Source organism: Vreelandella venusta (assembly GCF_015689495.1).
Classification (GTDB): Bacteria; Pseudomonadota; Gammaproteobacteria; order Pseudomonadales; family Halomonadaceae; genus Vreelandella; species Vreelandella venusta.
Window position 1 is genome coordinate 3,950,260 of sequence record NZ_CP065135.1, and the last position, 13,245, is coordinate 3,963,504.

A 13,245-nucleotide genomic window follows, 5' to 3' on the forward strand; every position below is an offset into this window, starting at 1 on the left:
TATCAACCCATCATCGTTGCTTTGAAAGCAACAAATTCGTCATTAAAACGACTCTTATCTACCCGCCAAGTCGCTTAGCTTAAAAAAGCCAAAAAAAGATACCGACAACAGTGGGATAGGAAATGTTTTCAGATAAACAAGTTGGTGAAGCCACCGCTTTGCGGCATCGACTACACCAGCACCCTGAGCTTAAATTTCAAGAAAATAATACTGCCGCACTGGTCGCAGAGCGGCTAAAAGCGCTCGGCTATCACGTGACCGAAGGTATTGCTACTACAGGCGTTATGGCTGAGCTAGCGACCGGTCGCGAAGGCCCAGTGATTGCCTTTCGCGCTGATATGGATGCGTTACCCATCGAGGAAGTCAATACGTTTGAGCATCGTTCCCAACGGCAAGGCTTGATGCATGCCTGTGGTCACGATGGGCATACCGCCACGCTGTTGTTGGCTGCCGAAGCCATCATGGCGCAGCGTGATGAGCTATGTGGACACATTAAACTGCTATTTCAGCCTGGCGAAGAAGGTGGCAATGGTGCCGACATCATGGTCAAGGCCGGGGTATTGGAAAACCCCAAGGTGGACGCAATATTTGGCTACCACAACCGCCCTGGTTTCCCAACTGGCCAACTGTTTGTTAAACCCGGGCCGGCCATGGGTGGTAACGACACTTATAAAATCACTATCGAAGGTATTTCCGGCCATGCCGCCATGCCGCACTTGGCGGTCGATCCTATTTATGTCGGGGCGTCACTGATACAGCAGTTGCAAGGGTTAGTGGGCCGCCACAAATCACCGCTGGAAGCAGGCGTCATCACGGTAGCCGCTTTTCATGCGGGCGACGCCGCCAATGTGATTCCTGGCCAAGCCGAACTGTTAGTGAATATCCGCAGCGATCGTCCCTCGTCACGCGATGCGCTCGCAGGCAAGCTTGAGCAGGTAACCGCGGGCGTATGCGCAGCCCACAGTGCGCAGTTTCATCTGGAACACCTCCACCAGGTGCCCCCCCTGGTTAACGACTCTGCGTGGTCAGAACGCGTGCTAACAATTGCCAACAAGTACGCAGTAAGTCACGACATTCAGCAGTTGGACTATATGCCCACCATGGGGGCGGAAGATTTCGCGTTCTACCTACAGGAAGTACCGGGATGCTTCTTTTTTGTCGGTAATGGCGATAGCGCCTATCTGCACAACGAGCACTACGACTTTAACGATGCTGTTCTACCAGTTGCAGGCGGGATGTTTGTGGCGTTGGCAAAAGAGCTGTTATCACGCACTTAATTCTCTGCAGGCCTCTCATTACGATTAAAAAAATAACGTTAAGAAAAAAGGATTAATACGATGCAAGGTGTTCTTTCATCTATTGAGCGTGTGGGTAACAAGCTCCCACACCCATTTATTCTCTTTGTCATTTTAGCAGGCACGGTTGTAATCCTCTCAACCCTGCTTTCTTCACTCGGCGTTTCTGCGGTTAACCCGCAAACCGATGCGGTGGTTCAGGTACGCAGTCTACTCTCGGCCGATGGCATTGAGTTCATGCTGACCAGCGTGGTCAGTAACTTCGTTAACTTCCCACCCCTCGGCCTTATTTTGGTGGTGATGTTCGGCATTGGTTTGGCCGACAAGGTGGGCTTGATGTCGACGTTGATGCAGGTGAGCGTGGCGAAAGCACCACCCGCGCTGCTTACTTTCTGCGTTTTTATGGCGGGTATTTGCGGCAGTATTGCCTCTGATGCCAACTACCTGATTCTGATCCCACTAGCCGCTATGGTGTACTACTCGGTGGGCCGCCACCCAATCGCCGGTGCCGCCGCTGCCTACGCGGCGGCAGGCGCCGGGTTTGATGCCAGCCTATTCATTACCGTCGGAGATGCGCTGTTTGCTGGCATAACCACGGAAGCCGCACGTTTGGTAGACCCAGACGCCTACGTTTCACCTGTTGATAACTACTACTTCGTAGCCTGCTCAGTGTTTGTACTGGCAATTATTGGCACGTTAATTATCGATAAGATCGTAGAGCCGAGGCTGCAACGCACCCTGCCGATAAGTAAAGACTTTAAAACTGACATCATAAAACCGACATTAACTGACGCAGAAAAGCGCGGCCTAAAGCGGGTAGGCGTAGCCACACTGATTTACCTAGCGCTGATCTTAATTGCCGTGGTTCCCGAAGCATCACCACTGCGTAATGAAGAAGGCGGCTTGATTCCGTCACCCTTTTTGCGCTCACTCGTGCCACTGATGTTTGGCTATTTCGTCACTATTGGCTTGGTCTATGGCATCACCACCGGCAAGATCACCAGCAGTCGCGATGTACCACAACGCATGGCGGAGTCTGCCAGTGACCTGGCACCGACTCTAGTACTGTTCTTTGCCATTTCGCAGTTTATTGCTTATTTCCGCTGGTCAGAACTGGGGCAGTTTATTGCTATCGAAGGCTCTAACATTCTACAAAGCACCGGGTTTACCGGACTGCCGCTGGTAGGCGCGTTTATTGCGATGAGCGCAGTACTGAATGTCTTTATGACCAGTGGCTCCGCTCAGTGGGCGTTAATGGCTCCGGTATTCGTACCGATGCTGATGATGATCGACTTCGACCCAGCCTTTGTGTTGGCAATGTTCCGCATAGGCGATTCCAGCACTAACATTATCTCCCCTATGAGCCCGTATTTTTCGGTAGCACTGGTGTATATGCAGCGTTATAAGCCAGATATGGGGCTAGGCACGTTGATAGCCACCATGCTGCCGTTAGCCATAGGCTTTTTGCTCGCCTGGTCAACGTTTTTGATGTTCTGGCTGGCGATGGGCTGGCCAATTGGTCCAGGCGTGTACATGATGGCTAACTGATACATCAGCACATCACTGCATCGCCATCATTAACTTCCATAAATAGTCGGCAGCGGGCGAAAGTCTTCTGCCGACTCTACGCACCAAATTGCCCTGGCTGCTAGCCGCCATAGGGTGATCAATGGGAATCGCCTTCAGTAAACCCGCATTTATTTCACTGCGTGCAGCAGCCGCCGTCATAAACGACACGCCAATCCCGGCACAAGCCATCCTTCGAGACACCGAATGCAGGTTGCAGCGATAGGCAGGCGTAGCCAACTGCCCGGTAGCACCAAATAGCGCATTGACGAACTGCTGAGAGCCCGAGACATCCGGTAAAAAAATCAACTTGTGCTGTAATAACTCTGTGATCGACACGCTCTCTTGGCGAGCAAGCCGGTGGGACGGTGCTACCAGCGCACACAATGGCCCTCGTTCAAAGGAGTGCACCACTAACCGTGGGTCTGAGATAGGGCCGTAGGTAATCGCGATATCCACCTCGTCGCTGGCCACCATTTCATGGGGTTCTCGGGGGTAATAAATCCCTGTTTTAATCTCGATCAGCACATCGGGGTAGTGCTCGGAAACACGGCGCATCACATGGTTGATAAAACTATCCACAAAGCCATCACCTACCGATACGACCACTTTCCCCGACTGTAAATTGCGTAACCGAGACAACGTATCTCCCAGCTCTGAATTCAACCGCCGCTGAGCAAGAAACCCTTCCACTACCAATTGGCCTGCCTCGGTCAACGTCACATGCCGCCCTTGACGCTCCAGCAAGGCCATGCCCAATTCCCGCTCTAACCCCCGTACTTGGCGGCTTACTACGGAAGGATTGGTATGCAAATGCTCCGCCGCCGCACGAATGCCTCCGCAGCTGCTTACCTCAAATAAGTACAATGCACGTTTATCCAGTAGGGTCATGATGATCTCGTGTGAATAACTTCGCGCCGATGAGCTCGCACATCAGCTTTTTCAAACCAACAGCAATAAAATGCCCCCCTACCTAAGGCAGCTTGCACCCAGGCTTTTTATGTTACATAAATACTTTAATTTTATAGTGACAGGCCACGTGTGCCTATCCAAATCAGAACACGTATCCTTACGTCAAAAAGTCACCCAAACGCTCACATAAAGACATTCATACAAAAATAGAATGTAAATTATTCTGAACACGAGAGGAGCAGGTTGCGTTGCAAATCGCTGAGATAACACCCTCTGAAGTACCAATGGAGCTACTTCTTTTAGCGGACCCGTCCGAGGAGGCCATTAAAAGCTACCTATATCAATCAAGGTGCTTCGCAGCTCAAGACAAAGGGGCGGTAGTCGGCGCTTGTGTTATCAAGCCTATTTATAAGGGAGCACTGGAACTGATGAACATTGCCGTTTCACCAACGGTTCAACAGCATGGTGTTGGCACCCAACTGCTCGGATATGTTATCGAAAAAGTGAAGGAATCAGGCGCACAGCGCCTAGAGGTGGGAACGGGTACATTCGGCTATCAACTGACCTTCTACCAACGCCAGGGCTTTAGGGTTGATTGCATTGATAAAGACTTTTTCTTGCAGAACTATCCCGAGCCTATCATTGAAAATGGAATTCAGCACAAAGATATGCTTAGGCTAAGCCTGACATTTTAGCCCTCCTTATAAGATAGCAGTTAATGACTTAGCATATTATTTTTAGATGACTCTATAAAAAAGCAGTCATCCTTAAACCACCGTCAATAAAGCATTTAGATTAATCGTTATCAATCTAAATGCTCACGAATCCATTCAATAAAAGCACGCAGTTTATAAACTTCAACCATATGCTCTGGGTACGCCATATAATAAGCATCTTGACTCTTCAGTGAGAACTGCCAAGGAATGACTAACTTTCCCTCATCAAGCTCTTCCTGAGCAAGAAACTTTGGTACTAGGGCGACGCCACAGCCCGCGCGGGCCGCTCTTAACGCCATATAGAACGTATCAAATCTTGGGCCATGATAGCTGTGTTCCGTATAGAGATCTTGTGCTTCAAACCAGTCATGCCACCCTTCGGGCCGAGTAGAAACCTGTAACAGCACCATGCCTGTTAAATCTAATGGGTCGCAAACGGTTGTCTGCTCCATAGCGGAAGGCGAGCAGACAGGCACCACCTCTTCATCCAGCAACTTAATACATTCCGCCCGCGGCCATACGCCATGACCAAAAAAGAACGCCGCCTCTATACGCTCTTTTTGCATATCAAACGGTTCGGTGCGGTTAGCAATATTGAGATTAATATTGGGATATTTAAAGCGGAATCCGTTGAGTCTGGGGATAAGCCACCGCGCCCCAAAGGTGGGCAAGGTGGCGATATTCAGCACATCTGCCTCTACGCCGTAAGACTGCATATACCGCGTGGACATTTCGACTTGGGCTAATATTTTACGCGCTTCGCCGAGATAGACCGCTCCCTCTGGCGTCAGGTGCAGACGCTTTCTCACCCTCCTAAATAACGGATGTTGCAGGGTAACTTCCAGTTGTGACACCTGCTTGCTCACCGCACTTTGCGTCAGGCTCAGCTCATCCGCAGCCCGCGTAAAACTGAGATGCCTTGCCGCGGCCTCGAAACAGTTCAGGCTGGTCAAAGAAGGTAAGTTTCGACGACGCATAGCACTCCCACTTGGTGAAATTAAGGAATGATGTTTTTCACAAACATCGTTTGATGAGCTGCCTCATGCTTGGCAATACTGCCCCTGTAACCAATTTACTCACAATTCAATATTTGGTGAAGCAATGATTCATTCCCTGATGGAAAAAATGGGTGTCGCAAAAGAGCTGTATCAAGGCGGCGATCTAGTTGTTACCACACCGATTGATGGTAGCGAAATTGGCCGTCTTACAACGGCTTCTAGCAGCGACGTTGAAACCGCTATCGCGAACGCAGAAAAAGCCTTTCAAGCTTGGAAAAGCGTACCTGCCCCCCGTCGTGGTGAATTGGTTCGCCTGTTTGGCGATCAACTGCGCCAGCACAAAGAAGCACTTGGCGAGCTGGTTACCTGGGAGTGCGGCAAGATTCTCCAGGAAGGGCTTGGCGAAGTTCAGGAAATGATCGACATTTGTGACCTCGCCGTTGGTCAATCTCGCCAACTGTTTGGACTGACCATCGCCTCCGAGCGCCCCGGTCACCATATGCGCGAAAGCTGGCATCCGTTAGGCCCGATTGGGCTAATTACGGCGTTTAACTTTCCCGTCGCCCCTTGGGCATGGAATTCAGCCTTAGCGCTGGTATGCGGCAATAGCTTACTTTGGAAACCGTCTGAAAAAACACCGTTAACGGCACTGGCATGCCAAGCACTATTGGAACGTGCCATTGAAGAGTTCGGTGATGAAGCTCCCGAGCACCTGAGCCAGGTGATTATTGGTGAGCGTGCCGCTGGCGAGCAGTTGGTTAATGACGCCCGCGTTGCGCTGATCAGCGCTACTGGCAGCACCCGCATGGGTCGCGAAGTAGGCCCACAAGTTGCTGCACGTTTTGGCCGCAGCATTCTTGAGCTGGGTGGCAACAACGCCATGATCTTAGCGCCCAGTGCCGACCTTGATATGGCGACTCGTGCCATCCTGTTCTCTGCGGTAGGTACGGCAGGGCAACGCTGCACGACACTGCGCCGCTTAGTGGTGCATGAATCCATTAAAGACGAAATCTTAGCGCGTCTGAAGAAGTCGTATAGCGCAATATCTATCGGCAACCCGCTTGAAGGTAACTTGGTTGGTCCGCTGATTGATCACCAAGCCTTTGATGCGATGCAAAGTGTGCTGGCTAAAGCGCGTGAGCAAGGTGCAAAAGTGTTCGGTGGCAACCGTGTAGAGTTCGCCAACAGTGGTGAAGGCTACTACGTCGAGCCCGCCATTGTTGAAGTGACCGAGCAAAACGAGCTGGTCAAGCACGAAACCTTTGCGCCGATTCTTTATGTCCTCACCTACAAAGAGCTGGATGAGGCTATTGCTACCAATAATGACGTCCCCCAGGGTCTGTCATCGTGCATTTTCACCACCGATGTTCGCGAAGCCGAAACCTTCATCTCTGCGGTTGGCAGTGACTGCGGCATCGCCAACGTCAACATCGGCCCTAGCGGTGCTGAAATTGGCGGTGCGTTTGGGGGCGAGAAGGAAACCGGTGGCGGTCGCGAGTCTGGCTCCGACGTTTGGAAGAGCTATATGCGTCGCCAAACTAACACCGTGAACTACTCTCGTGAACTCCCACTAGCTCAAGGCATTAAGTTCGACTAACCCTTCCCCTCTATAAGGGCCCTTCTCTGTAGGGCCCTTACTAAAAACATAAAAAAATTAAGGTGATGTATGCGTGACGATGTCCAAATCGGCCCGACGCCGGGCCTCGCGATGGCGCTATTACCACTGCTGGCCACTACTGCCATTCTAATTCTGCAATTTTTTATCTTCTCTGATTTTACCCCGCATATTCCTTTAGCCTTCGGAATAATGATTTGCGCCCTGTGCGGACGCATCCGTGGCGTACCCTGGCAAAAAATGGAAGCCTCGATGCTTGAGGTGGTTAAGCTGGGAATGCCCGCTATTTTTATTCTATTAGCGGTCGGTATGGTCATTGGTACCTGGATTCTTTCCGGCACCGTTCCCACGCTGATGTATTACGGTTTTCAGTTGGTTTCCCCCTCTTACTTTCTCGTCGCAACGTGCGTCGTTAGTGCTTTGGTATCCCTTGCCACAGGCACATCCTGGGGCACAGTAGGAACCCTCGGGCTTGCCCTAATGGGCATCGGGGAAGGGCTGGGCATCCCCATGTATCTAACGGGCGGAGCACTGGTATCCGGGGCGTTCTTTGGCGATAAAATGTCGCCCTTATCAGAGACTACCAACTTAACTCCTGCCGTGTGTGAAACCGATTTATGGAGCCATATACGCAGCATGATGGCCACCACGGTGCCCGCTATGATCGTCGCGCTGATACTTTATTTATGGCTCGGCACTAGCTATGGCGGCCAACTTGAACGAAGTACCGATATTGCAACGTTCCGTCAGGCACTTGATGACACCTTTACGCTCTCCTGGGTAACGTTGATCCCGCCTTTTGTTGTGATCGGATTAGCGCTTGCCAAATTCCCGCCTTTCCCGACTATTTTTACCGGCGCTGCGATAGGCGGCTTAGTGGCTATCGGCATTCAGGGCGAGACCGTTCATGCAGTGTTTGATGCCATGCAAAATGGCTTTAACAGTGATACCGGTAATCCGGCGATTGATGCTCTGCTCAGCAGCGGCGGTGTGCTCTCCATGACCTGGGTAGTAACGCTAACGTTCTTCGCGCTGGGTTTTGCTGGCATGCTGGAAGCCTATGGCACCGTTGATGCGATTATTAAGCAGCTGATGCGGCTTATCAAAGGACGCTTCAGCTTAGTAGCAACAAGCTCCGGCACTACGCTGGCGGTAAGCACTATTATTGGCGATGTGTATACAACGCTGGTGCTGCCCGGTCGCTTGCTGAAAGGCCAGTATCAAGCCATGGGCTATAAGACTTCGACGCTGTCACGCACTATTGAAGACAATGGCACACTCTCCTCTCCATTGATTCCGTGGAACATGGGCGGTGGATTTGTGTCCTCGACGATTGGCGTACCCACGCTAGCATATGCGCCCTTTGCATTTGCTTGCTGGCTATCCCCTTTATTCGGTTTGCTGTGGGCGCTCACCGGCCGTTTCATTCCCCGTGAATCCCCTGAGAAAGCGGCTAAAAATCCGCCCCACACTCCCCAAACCACCTACTCTTCCCAACTTACTTCATAGCCATTCAAGGTCGGCCTATGGCCGGCCTGCGCTTCTTTTCAGGAGGTACTATAAAGATGCAAACGACCCTCTCCGAGCGCTGCCTTTGGCTGCAAACGAGCGCGGAAGCCCCATTGCACTATCCTGCGTTAGCGAACCAGGAAGAGGCCGAGGTCTGTGTTGTTGGTGGCGGTATTACGGGCTTGTCCACCGCGTTACATTTGGCCGAGAAAGGCATCAAGGTAATGTTGCTGGAGGCGGGAGATATCCCCACGGGTGGTTCAGGCCGCAACGTTGGCTTGGTTAATGCAGGGCTTTGGATTCCACCCGACGACATTGTGGCCGCACTAGGTGAAGAAAAAGGCGAACGCGTTAATACTATTTTAGGCGGCGCCCCGGCAAAAGTATTCGATATTATTGAGCGCTATGCCATTGAGTGTGAGGCAACGCGTACGGGCACCCTGCACCTTGGCCATAACACCAAAGGCTGCCAAGAGCTCGCACGTCGCCGGGACCAGTTACAAAACCGTGGGGCGCCGGTGACGTTAATCGAAGGCGAAGCATGCGCGCGGATGACGGGAACCGCTCAGATACATGCAGCGCTGCTTGATAAGCGCGCGGGCACTATCAACCCGTGCGCCTATACACGAGGGCTCGCCCGCGCTACTGCAAACTTAGGCGCTACTCTCTACTGCCAAAGCCCCGTAACAGGCATCGAGCGACAGGAAGACCGCTGGCGGGTGTTAACTCAAAATGGCAGCGTAACCGCGAACAAAGTTGTCATGGCGACCAATGCGTATACCGAAGACGACTGGAACCACGTTCGACAACACTTCTTTACCGGCCATTATTATCAACTGGCGTCAGAACCCCTAACCGGTGAAGCCGCCGATGCAATTCTTCCAGAAAAACAAGGCGCTTGGGACACCCGCACGGTGCTTAGCAGCATACGCCGAGATAAGGCAGGCCGCTTACTGTTGGGCAGCCTGGGGAAAGGTGAAGGCAAGCCGTTAGCTTACTTAACCCGCTGGGCCGATACCATTAAAAATCACTACTTCCCTGGGCTTGGCAACGTGCGTTGGGAATACACCTGGACCGGCAAGATCGCATTCACACCGGACCACACCTTACGTATTTTTGAACCGGCCCCTGGAATATTGTCAGCCACTGGTTATAACGGACGCGGCATCACTACCGGCACGGTGGTTGGACAGGGTTTTGCCCATTACATTGCAAACGAGGATGACAGCCTACTGCCGCTGCCGTTGTCACAGCCCACCCCCATCAAAGCCCGCCCACTGTGGAGCTGCGCCTATGAGAGTGGTTTCTCGCTGTATCATGCAGGTCAGTGCCTCCGAGTGCTGATCTAATCACGGTGTTATTACTTAACAAAACGGCAGCACATTCCTGTGCTGCCGTTCTTTAATTAACGATGGATTATTTTTTAAACTTGCCAGCACCTTCGCTTTAGAGGCGTTTTCGCGCTCAGCATAGAGCGATAGCTCATCGGTCACCTGGGCACCCAGTGCCCCTTAAAAATTTTGGCTATCAGCCTCAGTTGGATATTAAATGAAACTAACACGTAAACCAATATCATTTAACATCCTGGCATTTAAACAAAACAAGATCTGAGAAAATAATAATTTAACTAAGACAAAAAAATCCATCAATGCAGGCCTAAAAGCCTGCATTGATACCATTTCAGACCGTAGTTGGCTACAACTAAATTTCCCGGTTTACATTTTTGCTTCGTTCATATAGCTGGGTAGAAAGGTTACAAGTGCAGGGAATATAATTAGCAATAGCGCCATAAAAACCATAATTAAAAACATTGGGGCGGCTGCTTTGGCAATAAAGCCGAGGCTATGATTTGTTAGGCCTTTCATTACAAAGAGATTAAAGCCCACTGGTGGAGTAATCTGAGCCATTTCTACCATGACTAGCACAAATATACCGAACCAAATCAAATCGATACCTGCTTCGTTCAACATGGGGGTGACCACAGCCATAGTCAGCACCACGGCTGAAATACCATCCAAGAAGCATCCCAACACAATGTAAACAACCATTAATGCCATCAGAAGCATAAAAGGCGTTAGATCGAGTGTGCCCACCCATTCAGCCAAACCTCTAGGCAACCCCGTGTATCCCATTGCTAGAGTTAGAAACGACGCTCCTGCCAAAATGAGCGCAATCATACAAGAAGTCTTAGCGGCTCCAATTAGGCTTTCCACCAGCGAGGAGAAGGTCAGGCTGCGCTGTATTGCCGCAAGTGACAAAGCGCCGACAACCCCGAGTGCAGCTGCTTCAGTCGCAGTAGCAAGACCGGAGTACATCGAACCAATCACGGTAATTATCAGCAACGCAACGGGTATCAGTAGTCGCGACTCATAAAGACGCTGCTTCATTGTCATAGCTGGCTCTTGGTCAATATTAGGCTTTTTCAATATCCCCCATGCAACGACATATCCCATAAATAACGTGGCCAATATCAGCCCGGGAAGTATGCCCGCGATAAATAGTATCGGTATTGATTGATTGGTAATCACGCCATAGACAATCATGGTTAGGGAAGGTGGAATCATAAGGCCAAGGGTAGAAGCGCCTGCCAGAGTCCCTACACTCATGAAATCTGAGTAGCCACGCTTTTTGAGTTCCGGCATAGACATTTTGCCTACCGTCGTCAGGGTAGCAGCAGAAGAGCCTGAGACTGCGGCAAACAAAGTACAACCGATGACATTGGTATGCATTAGCCGACCTGGCAGCCAACTGAGCCAGGGGCTCAGACCTCGAAAAAGGCTTTCGGAAAGCCGTGTGCGGTACAGGATTTCTCCCATCCAGATAAATAGTGGAAGGGCCGTTAGCGTCCAGCTCGTCGAAGACGTCCACAAAGTGCTGTACATTGAGGCCCCGATAGGGCGACCAGTGAAAAACGCAATGCATACGATGGCTACCCCGACCAGGGACAGGGCCACCCAGACGCCAGAGCCCAGCAGCAAGAAGAGAATGAGCAGCAGCGCAATGGCCAGTTCGGTGAAGTCCATCAGAGACTCCTCATGGGATGAATTCCGTGGCGGTTGGCAGCCGAAGAACAAAACAGCGTGGCCAGGGTACGCACGAAATGGTCAAGAATTGAAATCGTAAATGCTGTGGAACCGAGCGCGAGCAGCGACTGAGGTATCCAAAGCGCAGTCGCATCCTGCCCTGATGAGACGTCACCAAACCGATAGGACCAGTAGGCCGCATCGAAAGCGTGCCACGTGATAAAGCCAGCAATGCCGCTTGCGACCAAGAGGCACCACAGCTCGCCAATGAGGCGAAAGCGCCCGAGTCGCTCCACCAGAAGACCAACACGGATATGCCCGCCTTCGTGAAAGGTATAGGCCGCAGCAAGGAACGTGCTGGCACCCATCAGGTAGCCAGCGTAATTGGTAGCGCCAGGCAGAGTCGTGCCACTCCAACGCAGTACCACCTGAGCAACGATCACTATCAGCATGATAAAAATACATAGCGCGGCAAGATAGCCGAAGACGCGATAGAGCGTTTCCAGACATCTGGCTGCACGGAAAGAGAAGGTGTTCATAGGAGCAGCCCCCAGTTCAACCAGCCAAGCGAAGTCCCCATTCTTCGGAATGAGGACGTGAATCGTACCGTTATTGCATGGCACGATATTCCTCTACCAGTTGCCGGCCTTGCGGGCCAGCCTTCTCTAGCCACTCCTCCTGCATAGCTTCGCCAATACGGTTAAATTCCGCTTGCAGGTCTTCATTGGGCTGGTTGATCGCAACCCCCTTGTCGCCCAGCCGGCTCTTGAGTTCATCGGTGAGCTCTCTGGCCTGCTCTTCGCCACGCTGCTCAGCTTCTGTGGCAATGGCCAGAACATCCTCTTTGATTTCCTCGTCAAGAGCTTCCCAGCGGTCCTTGTTGACGAAGACGTGGCTAAGCACGAGCCACGCTTTGGCATCGTAGAAGTGAGGGAGGTAGTCCCATAACTGGTGGTTGTAAACGGGGTCTCCGGAAGATATCAGTGATTGCACCATGCCAGTGGCGGCTGCCTGTGAAAGTTCGGCTTCCTCAATCAAGGTTGGCGTCATACCCATCAGTTCTGCAAAACGCGCCGTAGCCGTATTATAGGCTCGGAAATTTAACCCCTCTGCATCCTCGGGTGTGTCGATCTCTCGGTCAAAGAAAATACCCTGAGGAGGCCAAGGGATGTGATAGAGCAACTGCAAGTTTTGCTCCGCCATCAACTCATCCAGTGCTGGCTTAGTCACTTCCCAGAGCTGTGCGGACGCTTCGAAGGAATCTGCCAAAAAAGGTACTGAGTCTATACCATAAAGAATATTTTCGTTCTGATGGGCGGAAAGTACGTGAACACCGATCTGAGCCTGATCACGCTGGACAGCGCGCTTGATCTGATCGCCAGGAAATAGCGATCCACTCGGATGAACGCGTATATCCAACTCTCCATTGGTAACTTCGCGTACTTGATCGGCGAACCAGCTTACGTTCTCTGTAATGTAGTTGTCCGCCGGTTGCGGGGAAGGTAAATCCCAGACATCGGCGTAGGCAATGCCACTGGCTGCTAGAGATAACGCCGTAATAGAAGCAGTCTTGTGCAATACATGGATCATGCTGTTGGTCTCCTTTTTTCT

At 51.5% G+C, this 13,245-nt stretch carries 12 protein-coding genes; 6 read left to right on the forward strand and 6 right to left on the reverse strand.

Annotation, left to right across the window (positions count from 1 at the left end; translation table 11 throughout):
* Positions 1 to 122: 122 nt before the first annotated feature.
* Entirely contained in the window at positions 123 to 1,277 is a 1,155-nt protein-coding gene (locus tag IR195_RS18340) for a M20 metallopeptidase family protein (RefSeq protein ID WP_206048264.1), read from the forward strand.
* 60 nt (positions 1,278 to 1,337) lie between these two features.
* On the forward strand, positions 1,338 to 2,843 hold the full coding sequence (locus tag IR195_RS18345) for an AbgT family transporter (RefSeq protein ID WP_125752285.1): 1,506 nt from the start codon (positions 1,338 to 1,340) through the stop codon (positions 2,841 to 2,843).
* A gap of 12 nt (positions 2,844 to 2,855) precedes the next feature.
* Here IR195_RS18345 and IR195_RS18350 read toward each other — a convergent pair whose 3' ends face one another.
* The gene (locus IR195_RS18350; RefSeq protein WP_206048265.1) at positions 2,856 to 3,752 is read right to left on the reverse strand and encodes a LysR family transcriptional regulator; all 897 of its coding nucleotides are present in this window, start codon (positions 3,750 to 3,752) and stop codon (positions 2,856 to 2,858) included.
* Between the two features lie 269 nt (positions 3,753 to 4,021).
* Here IR195_RS18350 and IR195_RS18355 point away from each other — a divergent pair, with 269 nt between their 5' ends.
* A complete protein-coding gene (locus IR195_RS18355) occupies positions 4,022 to 4,468 on the forward strand; it encodes a GNAT family N-acetyltransferase (protein ID WP_241006760.1) in 447 nt (148 codons plus the stop codon).
* A gap of 110 nt (positions 4,469 to 4,578) precedes the next feature.
* On the opposite strand, the gene IR195_RS18360 is transcribed toward IR195_RS18355, so the two are convergent.
* Positions 4,579 to 5,466: a LysR family transcriptional regulator gene (locus IR195_RS18360; protein ID WP_206048266.1), complete on the reverse strand. Its 888-nt coding sequence runs from the start codon at positions 5,464 to 5,466 to the stop codon at positions 4,579 to 4,581.
* A gap of 124 nt (positions 5,467 to 5,590) precedes the next feature.
* On the opposite strand from IR195_RS18360, the gene amaB reads away from it, so the two are divergent.
* The 3 genes from amaB to amaA all read left to right on the forward strand — a co-directional run bounded on the left by amaB (position 5,591) and on the right by amaA (position 9,960).
* On the forward strand, positions 5,591 to 7,084 hold the full coding sequence (amaB, locus tag IR195_RS18365) for an L-piperidine-6-carboxylate dehydrogenase (RefSeq protein WP_125752294.1): 1,494 nt from the start codon (positions 5,591 to 5,593) through the stop codon (positions 7,082 to 7,084).
* Between the two features lie 69 nt (positions 7,085 to 7,153).
* On the forward strand, positions 7,154 to 8,611 hold the full coding sequence (gene nhaC / locus IR195_RS18370) for a Na+/H+ antiporter NhaC (RefSeq protein ID WP_206048267.1): 1,458 nt from the start codon (positions 7,154 to 7,156) through the stop codon (positions 8,609 to 8,611).
* Between the two features lie 56 nt (positions 8,612 to 8,667).
* The gene (gene amaA / locus IR195_RS18375) at positions 8,668 to 9,960 is read left to right on the forward strand and encodes an L-pipecolate oxidase (protein WP_206048268.1); all 1,293 of its coding nucleotides are present in this window, start codon (positions 8,668 to 8,670) and stop codon (positions 9,958 to 9,960) included.
* 15 nt (positions 9,961 to 9,975) lie between these two features.
* On the opposite strand, the gene IR195_RS20575 is transcribed toward amaA, so the two are convergent.
* The 4 genes from IR195_RS20575 to IR195_RS18390 form a co-directional block, all read right to left on the reverse strand.
* The gene (locus IR195_RS20575; protein ID WP_277395552.1) at positions 9,976 to 10,104 is read right to left on the reverse strand and encodes a hypothetical protein; all 129 of its coding nucleotides are present in this window, start codon (positions 10,102 to 10,104) and stop codon (positions 9,976 to 9,978) included.
* A gap of 222 nt (positions 10,105 to 10,326) precedes the next feature.
* Positions 10,327 to 11,634: a TRAP transporter large permease gene (locus tag IR195_RS18380; RefSeq protein WP_146944491.1), complete on the reverse strand. Its 1,308-nt coding sequence runs from the start codon at positions 11,632 to 11,634 to the stop codon at positions 10,327 to 10,329.
* Positions 11,634 to 12,257 carry a TRAP transporter small permease subunit gene (locus tag IR195_RS18385; protein ID WP_125752306.1) on the reverse strand — a complete coding sequence of 208 codons (624 nt, stop codon included), beginning with the start codon at positions 12,255 to 12,257 and terminating at the stop codon, positions 11,634 to 11,636. Before IR195_RS18385 ends, IR195_RS18380 begins: the two co-directional genes overlap by 1 nt.
* Positions 12,244 to 13,224, reverse strand: coding sequence for a TRAP transporter substrate-binding protein (locus tag IR195_RS18390; RefSeq protein WP_206048269.1), 981 nt, complete (start codon positions 13,222 to 13,224; stop codon positions 12,244 to 12,246). Before IR195_RS18390 ends, IR195_RS18385 begins: the two co-directional genes overlap by 14 nt.
* Positions 13,225 to 13,245: the final 21 nt, after the last annotated feature.

Excerpts from the sequence above, each read along its gene's own strand:
- IR195_RS18340 (WP_206048264.1), top strand. The coding sequence starts at position 123 with ATGTTTTCAGATAAACAAGTTGGTGAAGCCACCGCTTTGCGGCATCGA.
- IR195_RS18345 (WP_125752285.1), top strand. The coding sequence starts at position 1,338 with ATGCAAGGTGTTCTTTCATCTATTGAGCGTGTGGGTAACAAGCTCCCA.
- IR195_RS18350 (WP_206048265.1), bottom strand. The coding sequence starts at position 3,752 with ATGACCCTACTGGATAAACGTGCATTGTACTTATTTGAGGTAAGCAGC.
- IR195_RS18360 (WP_206048266.1), bottom strand. The coding sequence starts at position 5,466 with ATGCGTCGTCGAAACTTACCTTCTTTGACCAGCCTGAACTGTTTCGAG.
- amaB (WP_125752294.1), top strand. The coding sequence starts at position 5,591 with ATGATTCATTCCCTGATGGAAAAAATGGGTGTCGCAAAAGAGCTGTAT.
- nhaC (WP_206048267.1), top strand. The coding sequence starts at position 7,154 with ATGCGTGACGATGTCCAAATCGGCCCGACGCCGGGCCTCGCGATGGCG.
- amaA (WP_206048268.1), top strand. The coding sequence starts at position 8,668 with ATGCAAACGACCCTCTCCGAGCGCTGCCTTTGGCTGCAAACGAGCGCG.
- IR195_RS18380 (WP_146944491.1), bottom strand. The coding sequence starts at position 11,634 with ATGGACTTCACCGAACTGGCCATTGCGCTGCTGCTCATTCTCTTCTTG.
- IR195_RS18390 (WP_206048269.1), bottom strand. The coding sequence starts at position 13,224 with ATGATCCATGTATTGCACAAGACTGCTTCTATTACGGCGTTATCTCTA.